This is a genomic window from Streptomyces sp. NPDC001927 (genome assembly GCF_053594455.1).
On the sequence record NZ_JBSFEN010000003.1, the window covers coordinates 470,698 to 485,373 of the forward strand.

Below are 14,676 nucleotides of genomic sequence, written 5' to 3' on the forward strand. Positions count from 1 at the left end.
CGGGGAGGCGACAGATCAGGGGGTACGGCCGGTCACGCCGTGTGCAGGGTCAGCCCGTAGCGGCCCAGGATCTCGTTGACCGGCTGGAACCAGGTGTTGCCGCCCGAGGAGCAGTTGCCCCAGCCGCCGGACGTCACGCCCTGGGCCTGGTCGCCGGTGATGAACGAGCCACCCGAGTCGCCGCCCTCGGCGCAGACGTCGGTGCGAGTCATCTGATGGACCGCGCCCACGTCGTAGTTGACGGTCTCGTTCTTGCCGAGCACCGTGCCGCAGTGCCACTTGGTCGTGGAGCCGGAGCGGCAGATGGAGGAGCCGACCGGGGCCTCCCACGAGCCGCGCACCAGCCGGTCCGAGGTCTGCCCCCAGCCGAGCACGACGGGCACGGTCCACCAGCCGTAGCCGGTGCTCACCCACGCCATGTCGTCGCCGGGGAACGAGGAGCCCTGGAACCAGCCCATGTCGGAGCCGTCCCAGCCGCGCACGAAGGTGCCGGGGGTGCCGCAGTGCCCGGCCGTGACGAAGCCGCCGTACACCGAGAAGCCGATGGAGCAGCGGTACTGGTGGGTGTAGTACGGGTCTCCGCCGACGGTCCCGGCGGCGAAGGTGGTCGGCGTCGCGTTCACCGTCTCGACCCGTACGGGTCCGGCGGCGCGGGCGCGGTCGAGGAAGGCCTTGACGTCGGCCTTGCCGGCCCGGTCGGCGGCGACCTGGACGACGACCTGGTTGGTGCGCACGTCGACGTGCCAACTGCCCACGGCGGCGGGTGCCTTGAGGCGGTCGATGCGGCGCTTGACCGCGTCGAGCCGGGCGGCGGAGTGGGTGACGACCCGGGCGTCGGCGCCGGTCTTCCGTACGGCCTCGGCCTTCTGGCGGTTCGTCACAGCGACGGTGAGCCTGCCGCTGTCGGCGTCGAACCAGGTGCCGGCGAAGTCGGCGCCCGCCGCCCGTTCGGCCGAGGGCTGGACGGCGAACGCCGCCTTCTCCTGGGCGAGGCGGGTGCGCGCCTGCTGTTCGGTGAGGCCGAGGTCGCGCTGCATGGCGGCGATCAGTCCGGGTGAGGCATCGGGGTCGGGGGCCGCGGCGGCGGCGGTCGAGGGGGCGAGCGCGGCGCCGCCCCAGGTGGCGACGAGGAGGAGGGCGGAGAGGACGGTCCGTATGCCGGTTCTCCCGGCGCGGCCGGTTCCACTGGTTCGTCTCACAGTCGTGAACCCTTCTGCTGTTCCTGTGGCGTGGGGTGGGAACATCAGGTGCTCATGGCGGTGCCGAGAACTCTCCGAGTGGCGCGTTGAGAGCGCTCTCTGGAGGGAGAGAGTAGGGGCTCCGCCGATGGCTGCACAGGGGTCCGTGGCGAAAACGAGGGCGGCCGCGCGAGAGCCGGGAGGGTCTGGCCGACCTTGGCCTGTTCTGTACCTCGATGCGGAAAATCGGTTGCCGAGGGCCGTCGCCCGGCGCGAACCTTGCACGGTTTCAGCCATCCCCCGACACATCGGAATCCCGGGACGCCATGCAGATTCGCGATCTACCGTACGCCGACCCAGGGGTCCCCGATGTCCGCTCGGGCACCCGGTTCCTCCTCTGGCTCGGCCGCCGTCAACTGGGCGGTCAGGTGAAGGCACTTCTGTGGGGTCTGCTCCTGCAGCTCTCCATCGTCGGCCTCTCCCTCGCCGTCGGCCTCGCCGTGCAGGCCGTCGTGGACCGCGACGGCGGACGGCTCGCGCTCGTGGGCGGGCTGCTCGCCGTGCTCGGCGCGGGCATCGCGGTCGGCGACATGATGCTGCACCGCGTCGCCGTGACGAACTGGATCACCGCCGCCGCCCGCGTCCAGCAGCTCCTCTCGCGCAAGACCGCCGAACTCGGCTCGGTCCTCACCCGGCGGGTCGCCGCCGGTGAGGTCGTGGCCGTCTCCACCGGCGACGTCGAGAAGATCGGCTGGTTCGTCGAGGCGCTGTCCCGGTTCGCCGCCGCCGCGCTGACCGTGGTCCTGGTCTGCGTGGGCCTCGTGGTCTACCAACCCGCCCTCGGCGTGGTCGTCGCGGTCGGCGTGCCGGTGCTGATGCTGGCCGTCCTGCCACTCCTCCCCCGCGCCACGCGCAGGGCCGACGTCCAGCGCGAGAAGGCGGGCCGGGCGACCGAGCTGGCCTCCGACACCGTGGCAGGGCTGCGGGTGCTGCGGGGCATCGGCGGCGAGGAGCTGTTCCTCGGCCGCTACCGCGCCGCCTCCCAGGAGGTCCGGCGCGCGGCCGTCCGCAGCGCCCGGATGTGGGCCCTGATCGCGGCCGTCCAGGTCCTGCTCCCCGGTCTGCTCATGGTGGGCGTGCTCGCCTACGGGGCGCGGCTCGCGCTCGACGGGCGGATCGCGGTCGGTGAACTGGTCACGGTCTACGGCGCGGTGGCGCTGATGCTCCATCCGCTGCGGCACTTCGAGGAGATCGCCATGGCGTACTCCTTCTCCCGGCCCTCCGCCAAGCGCGCGGCCCGGGTCCTCGGACTCGCCCGGACCAGTACGACGACGGCGCCCGTGGACGGGCACGGCGAGGCGACGGGCGACCTGTACGACCCGGTGACCGGTCTGCTCGCGCCCGCCGGCCGCTTCACCGCCGTCGTCTGCGGCGACCCGGACGCGGCCGGCCGGCTCGCGGACCGGCTCGGCGGCCACCCGACGGAGCCGGGCGAGGGCCACACCTCGGTCCTGCTCGGCGGGGTGCCGCTCGACGAACTGGACCTGGACACCGCCCGTACGGCCGTCCTGGTCCAGGACAAGGACCCGGTCCTGCTCTCCGGCACGCTCCACGAGCTCCTCGACGTGCCCTCCTCGGGCAAGGTCACGCCCGACGACGCCCTCGCGGCGGCGCAGTGCGGGGACGTCCTGGACGCGCTCGCGCAGGCGTCCGTGGACACCGACGGCGACCCGATGCGGACGCGGATCACCGAGCGCGGCCGGTCCCTCTCCGGTGGCCAGCGCCAGCGCCTCGCGCTGGCCCGCTCCCTGGTGACGGACCCGGAGGTGCTGGTGCTCGACGAGCCGACCTCGGCGGTCGACTCGCACACCGAGGCGCGCGTCGCCGCCGGGGTGCACGGGCTGCGCGAGGGGCGTACGACGGTGGTCCTGGCGTCCTCGCCGCTGCTGCTGGACCGGGCGGACCGGGTGGCTCTGGTCCACGACGACGAGGTGGTGGCCGTCGGCACCCACCGCGAGCTGCTGCGGACCGAACCGCGCTACCGGGCCGTCGTCACCCGCGAGACGGACGACGAACAGGCCCTGGAGAAACAGGTGTTGGAGACGAACCTCGAAGACGAGAAGCTCGAGGCCGAGCTGGAAGGAGAGTCGGCATGATCGGCCTGGCGCCACCGGCGTACGACCCGGCGGCCCCCACGTCGGCGACGACCCTGCCCGTGGGCACGACGGCGACCGTGCGCGGCTACGTACGCGAGCTGCTGCGCCGCCACCGTACGGCGTTCGCCCTGCTCGTCGGCGTGAACGCGATCGCGGTGACCGCCTCGATGGTGGGCCCGTACCTCCTCGGCACGGTCGTCGAGCGGCTCTCGGAGGGGTCGCGCGAGCTCCACCTGACGCGCACGGTCGCCCTGTTCGTGGCCGCTCTCCTCGTCCAGACCCTCTTCGTGCGGCTGGTCCGGCTGCGCGGCGCGATGCTGGGCGAGGAGATGCTCGCCGACCTGCGCGAGGACTTCCTCGTCCGGTCGGTCGGGCTGCCGCCCGGCGTCCTGGAGCGGGCCGGGACCGGTGATCTGCTGTCCCGTATCACCACGGACATCGACCGGCTCGCCAACGCCATGCGGGAGGCCGTCCCCCAGTTGGCGATCGGTGTCGTCTGGGTCGGTCTGCTGGTCGGCGGTCTCCTCGTCACCGCGCCCCCGCTCGCCGTGGCGATCGTGATCGCGGCCCCGCTGCTCGTCGTCGGCTGCCGCTGGTACTTCCGGCGGGCGCCGTCGGCGTACCGCTCGGAGGCCGCCGGATACGCGGCGGTCGCCTCGGTCCTCGCCGAGACGGTCGACGCGGGCCGCACGGTCGAGGCGCACCGCCTGGGCGGCCGGCGGGTGGGTCTGTCGAACCGGCGGATCCGCGAGTGGACGGCGTGGGAGCGGTACACCCTCTTCCTGCGTTCGGTGCTGTTCCCGGTCGTCAACCTCACCCACACCCTCGTCCTGTCGGGCGTCCTGCTGCTAGGCGGGGTGTTCGTGCTCCAGGGCTGGATCGACGTCGGTCAGCTGACCACGGGCGCGCTGCTGGCCCAGATGCTGGTCGATCCGGTCGGGATCATCCTGCGCTGGTACGACGAGCTGCAGGTGGCCCAGGTGTCGCTGGCCCGGCTCGTGGGCGTCCACGAGATCGAGCCGGACGCGGGCGACGAGGCCGTGCGCCCCGAGGGCCGGGACGTCCGGGCCGACGAGGTGCGCTTCGGCTACCGCGAGGGCGTCGACGTGCTGCACCAGGTGTCGATGGACCTCGCCCCCGGCACCCGGCTCGCGCTCGTCGGCCCCTCGGGCGCCGGCAAGTCGACGCTCGGCCGGCTGCTCGCGGGCATCTACGCCCCACGCACCGGTTCGGTGACGCTCGGCGCGGCCGAGCTGGCGAGCATGCCGGCCGAGCGGATCCGCGAGCACGTGGCCCTGGTCAACCAGGAGCACCACGTCTTCGTCGGCTCGCTCCGCGACAACCTGCTGCTCGCGCGGACGGGCGCGGAGGACGGCGAGCTGTGGGCGGCGCTCGGCGCGGTCGACGCGGACGGCTGGGCGCGGGCCCTGGAGGAGGGCCTGGACACCGAGGTCGGCTCGGGCGGGCTCGCGCTCACCCCGGCGCAGGCCCAGCAGATCGCCCTGGCCCGCCTTGTCCTCGCGGACCCGCACACGCTGGTCCTGGACGAGGCGACCTCGCTCCTCGACCCGAGGGCGGCCCGTCATCTGGAGCGCTCGCTGGCCCGGGTCCTGGACGGCCGTACGGTCGTCGCGATCGCCCACCGGCTGCACACGGCGCACGACGCGGACGTGATCGCGGTGGTGGAGGAGGGCCGGATCAGCGAGCTGGGCAGCCACGACGAGCTGGTCGCGGCGGACGGCGCGTACGCGGCGCTGTGGAGGTCGTGGCACGGGTGACATGCGTGTGGGCCCGCCCCGGGAGGGGCGGGCCCACACGTTTCACGGTCCTACAGATATCCGAGCGCCGAGGCCCCGCCCACGCCGCCGAGCAGCATGAACGCCGGCATCAGCACCTTCAGCTCGACCCAGCTGCCCGCGCGGAACCGCATGCCCTTCGGCGGGCCGACCGGGTACCAGCGCTTGCGCCCCACCGGGATCGGCCACAGGATCGGGCAGCCGGAGACGGTCAGGGCGTCGCCGATGTCGTGCACGAGGGCGCCGAGGACGATCGGCAGGCCCAGCCACAGGTACTCCTGCCCGGGCGCGGTGAAGAGCCAGTCGGCGCCGTTGCCCGGCTGGTCGAGGACGCCCGCGAGGATCCAGGCGCTGGTGGCGCCCAGCAGCCAGACCAGGATGTCGCTGGACATCCGGGCGGCCCGCCACAGCAGACCTTCCACGGCGAGCACGACGTGGACGAAGAGGATGGCGAGGACCGCCCAGCGGCCGCCGGTGATGGCCAGGACCGAGGTTCCGGCGCCGATGAGGACCGCCCAGAGCCAGGTGTGGGTGAGCGTGCGGTGCCCGCCGGAGCGGCGGGGGTCGGCGGTGGAGCGGGTCGCCTTGTAGACCGCGTACGAGAGCTTGTCGACGATCTCGCACAGGCCCTTGGAGACCGGGCCGAAGGCGCGCGAGATGGTCGCGGACTTGTGGTCGAGGTCGGGCGCGAGGGCCGCGCCCGCGCAGATGAGCGCTCCGACGACGACAACCGGCCACGGCATGGGGTGGCCGGCGGCGGCCGCGGCCGCTCCGACGCCCAGCCAGGCCGCCGCTCCGGACAGCGAGTGCGCCGGTCCCATCATGGTTGTCCCCGCCCCATTCCTCCGGTGCCGGCGCTCAGTTGACGACCGGTCGACGGGTCAGCGTATCGTCCGTGATCTTCCGGCCGGTGGCCGGTTCCCTCATCCGGGCGGAATCCAGGCAAGATGGGGGCGTGACCCTTATCGATCAGCTGCCGCCGAACGCCGACCCCGACGCCCTCTTCGAGGCTTTCTCCTCCTGGGCGGAGGGCCGGGGCATCACGCTCTACCCGGCCCAGGAAGAGGCGCTGATCGAGGTGGTCTCCGGGGCGAACGTGATCTTGTCCACGCCCACCGGTTCGGGAAAGTCGCTGGTCGCGGCGGGTGCGCACTTCACGGCGCTGGCCAATGACCAGGTCACCTTCTACACCGCGCCGATCAAGGCGCTGGTGTCGGAGAAGTTCTTCGAGCTGTGCAAGCTCTTCGGCACCGAGAACGTGGGCATGCTGACCGGCGACGCGTCCGTGAACGCCGACGCGCCCGTCATCTGCTGCACGGCCGAGGTCCTCGCCTCGATCGCGCTGCGGGACGGCAAGCACGCCGACATCGGCCAGGTCGTCATGGACGAGTTCCACTTCTACGCGGAGCCGGACCGAGGCTGGGCCTGGCAGATCCCGATCCTGGAACTCCCGCAGGCGCAGTTCGTCCTGATGTCGGCGACGCTCGGCGACGTGTCGATGTTCGAGAAGGACCTGACCCGGCGCACGGGCCGGCCCACCTCGGTGGTCCGCTCCGCGACGCGGCCGGTGCCGCTATCGTACGAGTACGAGCTCACGCCCATCACGGACACGCTGACCGAGCTCCTGGAGACCAAGCAGGCGCCGGTCTACATCGTCCACTTCACGCAGGCGCAGGCCGTCGAGCGGGCGCAGTCGCTGATGAGCATCAACATGTGCTCGCGCGAGGAGAAGGACAAGATCGCCGAGCTGATCGGCAACTTCCGCTTCACCACCAAGTTCGGCCAGAACCTGTCGCGTTACGTCCGGCACGGCATCGGCGTGCACCACGCGGGCATGCTGCCGAAGTACCGGCGCCTGGTGGAGAAGCTGGCGCAGGCGGGTCTGCTGAAGGTGATCTGCGGTACGGACACACTCGGCGTGGGCGTCAACGTCCCCATCCGTACGGTGCTGTTCACCGCGCTCACCAAGTACGACGGCAACCGGGTGCGGACGCTGCGCGCGCGGGAGTTCCACCAGATCGCGGGCCGGGCCGGCCGGGCGGGCTTCGACACGGCCGGGTTCGTGGTCGCGCAGGCGCCCGAGCACGTCATCGAGAACGAGAAGGCGCTGGCCAAGGCGGGCGACGACCCGAAGAAGCGCCGCAAGGTGGTGCGCAAGAAGGCCCCGGAGGGCTTCGTCGCCTGGAGCGACACCACCTTCGAGAAGCTGATCGCCGCCGACCCCGAGCCGCTGACCTCCCGCTTCAAGGTCACCAACATCATGCTGCTCTCCGTGATCGCCCGCCCGGGCAACGCCTTCGACGCGATGCGCAAGCTGCTCGAGGACAACCACGAGCCGCGCAAGGCGCAACTGCGGCACATCCGCCGGGCCATCGCGATCTACCGCTCGCTGCTCGACGGCGGTGTGGTGGAGCAGCTGGCCACCCCGGACGCCGAGGGCCGCACGATCCGGCTCACGGTCGACCTCCAGCAGGACTTCGCGCTGAACCAGCCGCTGTCGACGTTCGCGCTGGCCGCGTTCGACCTGCTCGACCCCGAATCCCCCTCGTACGCCCTGGACATGGTCTCGGTCGTCGAGTCGACGCTCGACGACCCGCGCCAGATCCTGGCCGCCATGCAGAACAAGGCACGCGGCGAGGCCGTCGGGCAGATGAAGGCGGACGGGGTCGAGTACGAGGAGCGCATGGAGCGGCTCCAGGACATCTCGTACCCGAAGCCGCTGGACGAGCTGCTCTGGCACGCGTACGACGTGTACCGGAAGTCGCACCCGTGGGTGGGCGACCACCCGGTGTCGCCGAAGTCCGTCATCCGTGACATGTACGAACGGGCGCTGTCCTTCACGGAGTTCACCTCCTGGTACGAGCTGGCCCGGACCGAGGGCATCGTGCTGCGCTATCTGGCGAGCGCGTACAAGGCGCTCGACCACACGATCCCGGACGACCTCAAGACCGAGGACCTCCAGGACCTGATCGAGTGGCTGGGCGAGATGGTGCGCCAGGTCGACTCCTCGCTGCTCGACGAGTGGGAGCAGCTGGCGAACCCGGAGATCCAGACGGCCGAGGAGGCGCAGGAGAAGGCCGACCAGGTCAAGCCGGTCACGGCGAACGCGCGCGCCTTCCGGGTCCTGGTGCGCAACGCGATGTTCCGCCGGGTGGAGCTGGCGGCCCTGGACAACGTGGACGCGCTGGGCGAGCTCGACGCCGAGTCCGGCTGGGACGCGGACGCGTGGGGCGACGCGATGGACGCGTACTGGGACGAGTACGACGACCTGGGCACCGGCCCGGACGCGCGCGGCCCGAAGCTGCTGAACATCGAGGAGGACGCGGCGCACGGGCTGTGGCGCGTCCGGCAGACCTTCGCCGACCCGAACGGCGACCATGACTGGGGCATCAGCGCGGAGGTGGATCTCGCGGCCTCCGACGAGGAGGGCCGCGCGGTCGTCCGCGTGACGTCCGTCGGACAGCTGTAGAAGGAGCAGACAGGTGACCAATCCCGCCGAGAGCCTCGTCGACCTGCTCGATCTGGAGCGGATCGAGGACAACATCTTCCGTGGCCAGAGCCCGCAGGAGTCGCTGCAGCGGGTCTTCGGCGGCCAGGTCGCCGGGCAGGCCCTGGTGGCCGCCGGGCGGACCACGGAGGGCGACCGGCCGGTGCACTCGCTGCACTCGTACTTCCTGCGGCCCGGCCGGCCCGGCGTACCGATCGTCTACCAGGTGGAGCGGGTGCGGGACGGTCGTTCGTTCACGACCCGCCGGGTCACGGCGGTCCAGCAGGGCCGGACGATCTTCAACCTGACCGCCTCCTTCCATCTGCCGGAGGAGGCGGGCTTCGAGCACCAGCTGCCGCCCCGGCACATGACGGACCCGGAGACGCTGCCGAGGCTCGCCGACGAGATCCGGGACCACCTGGGCGTGCTGCCGGAGGCGCTGGAGCGGATGGCCCGGCGCCAGCCCTTCGACATCCGCTACGTGGACCGGCTGCGCTGGACGAAGGACGAGGTCACCGGCGCGGACCCGCGCAGCGCCGTGTGGATGCGCGCGGTGGGCCCGCTCGGCGACGACCCGCTGGTCCACACCTGCGCGCTGACGTACGCCTCCGACATGACGCTCCTGGACGCGGTCCGCATCCCGGTCGAGCCGCTGTGGGGGCCGCGCGGCTTCGACATGGCGTCCCTGGACCACGCGATGTGGTTCCACCGCCCGTTCCGCGCGGACGAGTGGTTCCTCTACGACCAGGAGTCCCCGATCGCGACGGGCGGCCGTGGACTGGCCCGGGGCCGGATCTACGACCGCGAGGGCCGGCTGCTGGTGTCGGTGGTCCAGGAGGGGCTGTTCCGGAAGCTGTGACCAGGGGGTCGTAGGGTGAACGCAGCCCAGTACCGCGTCTCGACGAGGAGCCGACCATGAGCCTGTACGACATCCCCCTGCGCACCCTGACCGGTGACCCGACCTCGCTCGCCGACTACCGCGACCAGGCCGTCCTGGTCGTCAACGTGGCCTCCAAGTGCGGTCTGACGCCGCAGTACGCAGGGCTCGAGCGGCTGCAGAAGGAGTACGGGGAGCGCGGCTTCACGGTGCTCGGTGTGCCGTGCAACCAGTTCCTCGGCCAGGAGCCGGGCAGCGCGGAGGAGATCCAGACCTTCTGCTCCACGTCGTACGGCGTGACGTTCCCGCTCCTGGAGAAGACCGATGTGAACGGCGCAGACCGGCACCCGCTCTACGCGGAGCTGACCCAGGTCGCGGACGCGGAGGGCGAGTCCGGGGACGTGCAGTGGAACTTCGAGAAGTTCCTGATCGGCCGCGACGGGCAGGTCACGCGCTTCCGTCCGCGCACCGAGCCGGAGGCCCCCGAGGTCGTCGCCGCCATCGAGGCGCTGCTGTCCGCCTGATGGGTCGATCGGACATGTCCACCGCGCTCGACCCGGCCGGCCCGCTGTGGGACGGCACCGTCTCCCGCCTCCGCACGGCGGGCTGCGTGTTCGCGGAGGACGAGGCGGAGCTGCTCTTCGCCACCGCCGAGGACGCCGCCGCACTCGACGCGATGATCGAGCGGCGGGCCGGCGGCCTGCCCATCGAGCACGTCGTGGGCTGGGCGGCCTTCGCCGGGCTGCGCGTCGATGTCGACGCGGGCGTGTTCGTGCCCCGGCGGCGTACGGAGTTCCTCGTCGAGCAGGCCGTGGCCCTGGCCGGGCCCGGGGCGCTCTGTGTCGACCTGTGCTGCGGGTCGGGCGCGGCCGGGGCGGTGCTGCTCTCGGCCGTGCCGGGCGCCGAGGTGTACGCCTCGGACATCGAGCCCGCCGCCGTGCGCTGCGCACGGCGCAACATCGAGCCGCGCGGCGGCCGGGTCTTCGAGGGCGACCTGTTCGCCCCGCTCCCGGCCGGGCTGCGCGGCCGGGTCGAGGTCCTGGTCGCCAACGTGCCGTACGTACCGACCGAGGACATCGGGCTGCTGCCGCCCGAGGCGCGCGAGCACGAGCCGCTGGTCGCGCTCGACGGCGGCGCGGACGGGCTCGACGTGCTGCGCAGGGTGGCGGCGGAGGCCGCCGACTGGCTGGCGCCCGGCGGCCACCTGCTGGTCGAGACGTCCGAGCAGCAGGCGGCCCGCGCGGTCGAGGCGGTCGCCGGGCACGGCCTGGCGCCCCGGGTGATCACCTCGGAGGAGCTGTACGCGACGGTGGTCGTCGCGACCCGCCCGTAGCGCCCGGCCCGACAGCCCTACGTGGCGCGGCGGGTGAGACGGCAGCGCGCCGGGCCCGCGGCGCGGAGGGTGACGGCGGAGTCGACCGGTACCTCGGTGTCGATCGCCTCCAGGTCGTAGCTCTGCAGGATCATCGCGAGCGCGATGACCGACTCCAGCATCGAGAAGTGCTGGCCGATGCAGGCGCGGGGGCCGCCGCCGAACGGGAACCAGGCGTAGCGGGGGCGGGCCGCCTCGGCCTCGGGCGTGAAGCGGTCGGGGTCGAAGCGCTCCGCGTCCTCCCAGTACGCGGGGTGCCGGTGGGTGACCCACGGGGCGACGATCACGTCGGCGCCGGCCGGGATGGTGTGCCCGTCGATCTCGATCGCGGCGACCGCGCGGCGGCCGATGACCGGTCCGGCCGGGAAGAGCCGCATGGCCTCCTTGAGGACCTGGGTGAGGAAGGGCAGGGCGTCGAGGTCGGCGGCGCCCGGAGTACGGCCGGCCAGGACGCGGTCGACCTCCTCGTGGGCGCGCTTGAGCTGGTCGGGGTGGCGGGCCAGCAGGTGGAGGGCGAAGCCGAGCGAGGTGGCGGTGGTCTCGTGGCCCGCGAGCAGGAACACGAGGACCTGCTCGCGCAGTTCCTGGGCGTCGAAGCTGCCGTCCTCGGCGCTCTCGGCCTCGGCGAGGAGGGTCAGCAGGTCCTGCGCCTCGTCGCCCCCGGCGGCCGCCCCGCCGGCCTCGCGCCGCTCGGCGATGATCCGGTCGCAGACGGCGTACAGCTCCGCGTGCGCGGCGGCGGCACGCTTGTTGCCGGGGGTGGGCCAGTCGCGGGGGACGTTGAGGGGCGAGAAGCCGCGGCGCAGGACGTAGTCGCCCATGACCGGGAAGGCGCGCTCGACGATGGCGACGGCGGCCTCGACGTCCGTGCCGAAGAGGATGCGGGCGACGGCGCGGAGCGCGAGCCGGGCCATCTCGTCGAGGACGTCGACGGTGGAGTCGGGCGCGGTGCGCCACTCCTCGGTGAGGGTCGCGGCCTCGACGGCGATCGCCTCGGCGTAGCTGTCGACGCGGCGGCGGGTGAAGAGCGGCTGGACGAGTCGGCGCTGGCGCAGATAGTCCTCGTCCTGGCTGGTCAGCAGGCCGTTTCCGAAGGACTCGCGGAGCTCCTGGTAGAAGGCGTTGTCCTTGCGGAAGTTGGCGGACTGGGTGGCGAGGACCTGCTGGGCCCCCTCCGCGGAGAAGATGCCGTAGATGACGGCGCGCACCCCCGGCGGTCCTGCCGTGATCCGGACGACGTCTCCGTGGGCGCGCTGGGCGTTCAGGAACGTGCCGAGCGAGTCGTTCTTGAGGTCGAGCATCGAGCCGAGCAGCGGAAGCCCCGCCGGTCCCGGGATGGCTGTCGTGGTCGTAGCCATGGGTACGTTCCCCCTTGATCGTCACCGGCGGCGATTGTCCCGCAGCTCGGGCCGACTGTCAGTGGGGTCGTGGAGACTCGTCCCATGGAACCGATCGAGATGACGATGCAGATCACCATCGACTGCGCGGAGCCCCAACGCCTCGTCCCCTTCTGGGCGGAGGCCCTGCGCTACGTACCGCAGCCGCCGCCCGAGGGGTACGCGACCTGGCGCGCGTACTGGGAGGCGCTCGGGGTGCCCGACGAGGAGCTGCCCGAGGGGGCCGGCGACCTGCCCGAGTCGATCGTGGACCCGAAGGGGATCGGGCCGAGGGTCTGGTTCCAGCAGGTCCCGGAGCCGAAGACGGTCAAGAACCGGGTGCACCTGGACCTGAAGGTCGGCGGCGGCCGCGAGGTCCCGCTCGCGCTGCGGCGCGAGCGCGTGGACGGCGAGGTCGCGCGTCTGACGGCCCTGGGCGCGACGATCCTGTACACGATGGACGAGCCCGACGGCATGGACTACTACGCGGTGGTGCTCCAGGACCCGGAGGGCAACGAGTTCTGCGTCGTGTGACCCGTCGTACCGGGCCGGCGTGCGACGACGGACCGTCGGAGAACCGGCGGCCCGTCATCGCGTACGGCTGTGGGTCAGGACAAGTACGGCGAAGGTCAGGAGTAGACGCTCGTCCAGTCGCCGCTCTGCGAGGTGGGCACCCAGGCGTTGGTGTCGCCGTAGTACGTGGCGAAGGAGCAGCCGGCGGACTTGTAGAACGTGACGGTGACCTCGCCCTTCCACCACCAGCCGCCGACCCAGGTGTCCCGGCCCGGGGTGGAGAAGCAGCCCGAGGCCACGTCGCCGTTCTGGTTGAACCCCTGGATGCGGATCGAGTAGACAGAGCCGCTGGTGTCGTGGAAGTGGATCTGCTGACCGTTCGACGCGGCGGACGCCTGGCCGGCGGTCCCCAGCACTCCGGCGAAGGCCAGGGCGGCGGCCCCGACGGTGGTGGCGGCCTTCTTGAGCACGTTCATGGTTCCCCCCAGGGATGTACGGCGATTGCTACGACCAAGATCATAACGGCCGAACCCGCCCGGAGGGAACGCACGTTCGAGGGTCGCCCTCGCTCAGCGGATCGGCATCCCGGAGAGGGTGCGGGCGATCACCAGACGCTGGATCTCGCTCGTGCCTTCGAAGATCGTGTAGATCGCCGCGTCGCGGTGCATGCGCTCCACCGGGTACTCGCGGGTGTAGCCGTTGCCGCCGAGGATCTGGATGGCCTGGCCGGTGACCTTCTTGGCGACCTCGCTCGCGTACAGCTTGGACATCGAGCCCTCGGCCGAGGTGAAGGGCTTGCCGGTGGTCGCCATCCAGGAGGCGCGCCAGACGAGGAGCCGGGCGGCGTCGATCTGGGTGCGCATGTCGGCGAGCTGGAAGGCGACGCCCTGGTTGTCGATGATCGGGCGGCCGAACTGCTCACGGGTCTTGGCGTAGTCGAGAGCGACCTCGTACGCGGCGCGGGCCGTGCCGACGGCCATCGCGCCGACGGCGGGGCGGGAGGCCTCGAAGGTGGCCATGGCCGCGTTCTTCACGCGCTCACCCCCACCGGCCTTCGCCTTCTCACGGGCCCGGGCGAGGCGCTCGTCCAGCTTCTCCTTGCCGCCGAGCAGGCAGTGGCCGGGGATCCGGACATTCTCGAGGACGACCTCGGCGGTGTGCGAGGCGCGGATGCCGTGCTTCTGGAACTTCTGCCCCTGGGAGAGGCCCGGGGTGTTCGGCGGCACGATGAAGGAGGCGTGGCCCTTGGAGCCGAGCTCGGGGTCCACGGCCGCGACGACGACGTGGACGTTGGCGATGCCGCCGTTGGTCGCCCAGGTCTTGGTGCCGTTGAGGACCCACTCGTCCTTGGCCTCGTCGTAGACGGCCCGGGTGCGCATCGCGGCCACGTCGGAGCCCGCGTCGGGCTCGGAGGAGCAGAAGGCGGCGACCTTGACGTCGTCGACGTCGCCGTACATCTGCGGGATCCAGGTGCCGATCTGCTCCTCGGTACCGTTGGCGAGGACGCCGACGGCGGCGAGGCCGGTGCCGACGATGGAGAGGGCGATCCCTGCGTCGCCCCAGAAGAGCTCCTCCATCGCCATCGGGATGCCGAGGCCGGTCGGGTCGAAGAACTGCTGGGCATAGAAATCGAGAGAGTAGATGCCGATCTTGGCGGCTTCCTGGATGATCGGCCAGGGAGTCTCCTCACGCTCGTCCCACTCGGCGGCGGCGGGGCGCATCACGTCCTCGGCGAATCCGTGCAGCCAGTCACGGACCTGCTTCTGGTCGTCATTGAGATCGAGCGTGAACTCGGTCATGTTCCCTCCCAGCAGTGCGTTACTTGCGGTAACAGCAGTGTGTTACTCACGGGTAGGCCCTGTCAACCTGCGACGGAGCACTCCGGGCGGCGCGGCACCGGGTGCCGCTCGGGTGTTACGTT

At 71.9% G+C, this 14,676-nt stretch carries 12 protein-coding genes; 7 read left to right on the forward strand and 5 right to left on the reverse strand.

Going from position 1 to position 14,676, the window contains the following annotated elements:
- Nucleotides 1-32: 32 nt before the first annotated feature.
- Nucleotides 33-1,199, reverse strand: a complete 1,167-nt coding sequence (locus ACWCO8_RS09530) for a S1 family peptidase (RefSeq protein ID WP_451031757.1) — start codon at nucleotides 1,197-1,199, stop codon at nucleotides 33-35.
- A 305-nt stretch (nucleotides 1,200-1,504) separates the two neighbouring features.
- Here ACWCO8_RS09530 and ACWCO8_RS09535 point away from each other — a divergent pair, with 305 nt between their 5' ends.
- Both ACWCO8_RS09535 and ACWCO8_RS09540 read left to right on the forward strand, forming a co-directional pair.
- Nucleotides 1,505-3,334 carry an ABC transporter transmembrane domain-containing protein gene (locus tag ACWCO8_RS09535; RefSeq protein ID WP_451031758.1) on the forward strand — a complete coding sequence of 610 codons (1,830 nt, stop codon included), beginning with the start codon at nucleotides 1,505-1,507 and terminating at the stop codon, nucleotides 3,332-3,334.
- Nucleotides 3,331-5,112 carry an ABC transporter ATP-binding protein gene (locus ACWCO8_RS09540; RefSeq protein ID WP_451031759.1) on the forward strand — a complete coding sequence of 594 codons (1,782 nt, stop codon included), beginning with the start codon at nucleotides 3,331-3,333 and terminating at the stop codon, nucleotides 5,110-5,112. The genes ACWCO8_RS09535 and ACWCO8_RS09540 overlap by 4 nt, the downstream gene beginning before the upstream one ends.
- Nucleotides 5,113-5,162: 50 nt before the next feature.
- Here the strand turns inward: ACWCO8_RS09540 and ACWCO8_RS09545 are convergent, their stop codons facing one another.
- Nucleotides 5,163-5,954, reverse strand: a complete 792-nt coding sequence (locus ACWCO8_RS09545; protein WP_362009925.1) for a metal-dependent hydrolase — start codon at nucleotides 5,952-5,954, stop codon at nucleotides 5,163-5,165.
- Nucleotides 5,955-6,025: 71 nt separating this feature from the next.
- Here ACWCO8_RS09545 and ACWCO8_RS09550 point away from each other — a divergent pair, with 71 nt between their 5' ends.
- The 4 genes from ACWCO8_RS09550 to ACWCO8_RS09565 are packed head-to-tail and all read left to right on the forward strand — an operon-like array spanning nucleotide 6,026 to nucleotide 10,827.
- Nucleotides 6,026-8,599, forward strand: a complete 2,574-nt coding sequence (locus ACWCO8_RS09550) for a DEAD/DEAH box helicase (protein WP_451031760.1) — start codon at nucleotides 6,026-6,028, stop codon at nucleotides 8,597-8,599.
- A gap of 13 nt (nucleotides 8,600-8,612) precedes the next feature.
- Nucleotides 8,613-9,476, forward strand: coding sequence for an acyl-CoA thioesterase (locus tag ACWCO8_RS09555; protein WP_451031761.1), 864 nt, complete (start codon nucleotides 8,613-8,615; stop codon nucleotides 9,474-9,476).
- 56 nt (nucleotides 9,477-9,532) lie between these two features.
- Nucleotides 9,533-10,018, forward strand: coding sequence for a glutathione peroxidase (locus ACWCO8_RS09560; RefSeq protein WP_451031762.1), 486 nt, complete (start codon nucleotides 9,533-9,535; stop codon nucleotides 10,016-10,018).
- Nucleotides 10,019-10,032: 14 nt separating this feature from the next.
- Nucleotides 10,033-10,827: a putative protein N(5)-glutamine methyltransferase gene (locus ACWCO8_RS09565; RefSeq protein WP_451031763.1), complete on the forward strand. Its 795-nt coding sequence runs from the start codon at nucleotides 10,033-10,035 to the stop codon at nucleotides 10,825-10,827.
- Nucleotides 10,828-10,844: 17 nt separating this feature from the next.
- Here the strand turns inward: ACWCO8_RS09565 and ACWCO8_RS09570 are convergent, their stop codons facing one another.
- The gene (locus ACWCO8_RS09570; RefSeq protein WP_451031764.1) at nucleotides 10,845-12,224 is read right to left on the reverse strand and encodes a cytochrome P450; all 1,380 of its coding nucleotides are present in this window, start codon (nucleotides 12,222-12,224) and stop codon (nucleotides 10,845-10,847) included.
- A gap of 84 nt (nucleotides 12,225-12,308) precedes the next feature.
- Here ACWCO8_RS09570 and ACWCO8_RS09575 point away from each other — a divergent pair, with 84 nt between their 5' ends.
- The gene (locus ACWCO8_RS09575; RefSeq protein WP_451031765.1) at nucleotides 12,309-12,776 is read left to right on the forward strand and encodes a VOC family protein; all 468 of its coding nucleotides are present in this window, start codon (nucleotides 12,309-12,311) and stop codon (nucleotides 12,774-12,776) included.
- Between the two features lie 95 nt (nucleotides 12,777-12,871).
- Here ACWCO8_RS09575 and ACWCO8_RS09580 read toward each other — a convergent pair whose 3' ends face one another.
- Both ACWCO8_RS09580 and ACWCO8_RS09585 read right to left on the reverse strand, forming a co-directional pair.
- Entirely contained in the window at nucleotides 12,872-13,231 is a 360-nt protein-coding gene (locus ACWCO8_RS09580; protein ID WP_451031766.1) for a hypothetical protein, read from the reverse strand.
- 93 nt (nucleotides 13,232-13,324) lie between these two features.
- Complete coding sequence (locus ACWCO8_RS09585; protein WP_362009905.1) at nucleotides 13,325-14,554, reverse strand: acyl-CoA dehydrogenase family protein; 1,230 nt, start codon at nucleotides 14,552-14,554, stop codon at nucleotides 13,325-13,327.
- Nucleotides 14,555-14,676 lie beyond the last annotated feature (122 nt).

Excerpts from the sequence above, each read along its gene's own strand:
- ACWCO8_RS09535 (WP_451031758.1), top strand. The coding sequence starts at position 1,505 with ATGCAGATTCGCGATCTACCGTACGCCGACCCAGGGGTCCCCGATGTC.
- ACWCO8_RS09540 (WP_451031759.1), top strand. The coding sequence starts at position 3,331 with ATGATCGGCCTGGCGCCACCGGCGTACGACCCGGCGGCCCCCACGTCG.
- ACWCO8_RS09545 (WP_362009925.1), bottom strand. The coding sequence starts at position 5,954 with ATGATGGGACCGGCGCACTCGCTGTCCGGAGCGGCGGCCTGGCTGGGC.
- ACWCO8_RS09560 (WP_451031762.1), top strand. The coding sequence starts at position 9,533 with ATGAGCCTGTACGACATCCCCCTGCGCACCCTGACCGGTGACCCGACC.
- ACWCO8_RS09565 (WP_451031763.1), top strand. The coding sequence starts at position 10,033 with ATGTCCACCGCGCTCGACCCGGCCGGCCCGCTGTGGGACGGCACCGTC.
- ACWCO8_RS09570 (WP_451031764.1), bottom strand. The coding sequence starts at position 12,224 with ATGGCTACGACCACGACAGCCATCCCGGGACCGGCGGGGCTTCCGCTG.
- ACWCO8_RS09575 (WP_451031765.1), top strand. The coding sequence starts at position 12,309 with ATGGAACCGATCGAGATGACGATGCAGATCACCATCGACTGCGCGGAG.
- ACWCO8_RS09580 (WP_451031766.1), bottom strand. The coding sequence starts at position 13,231 with ATGAACGTGCTCAAGAAGGCCGCCACCACCGTCGGGGCCGCCGCCCTG.
- ACWCO8_RS09585 (WP_362009905.1), bottom strand. The coding sequence starts at position 14,554 with ATGACCGAGTTCACGCTCGATCTCAATGACGACCAGAAGCAGGTCCGT.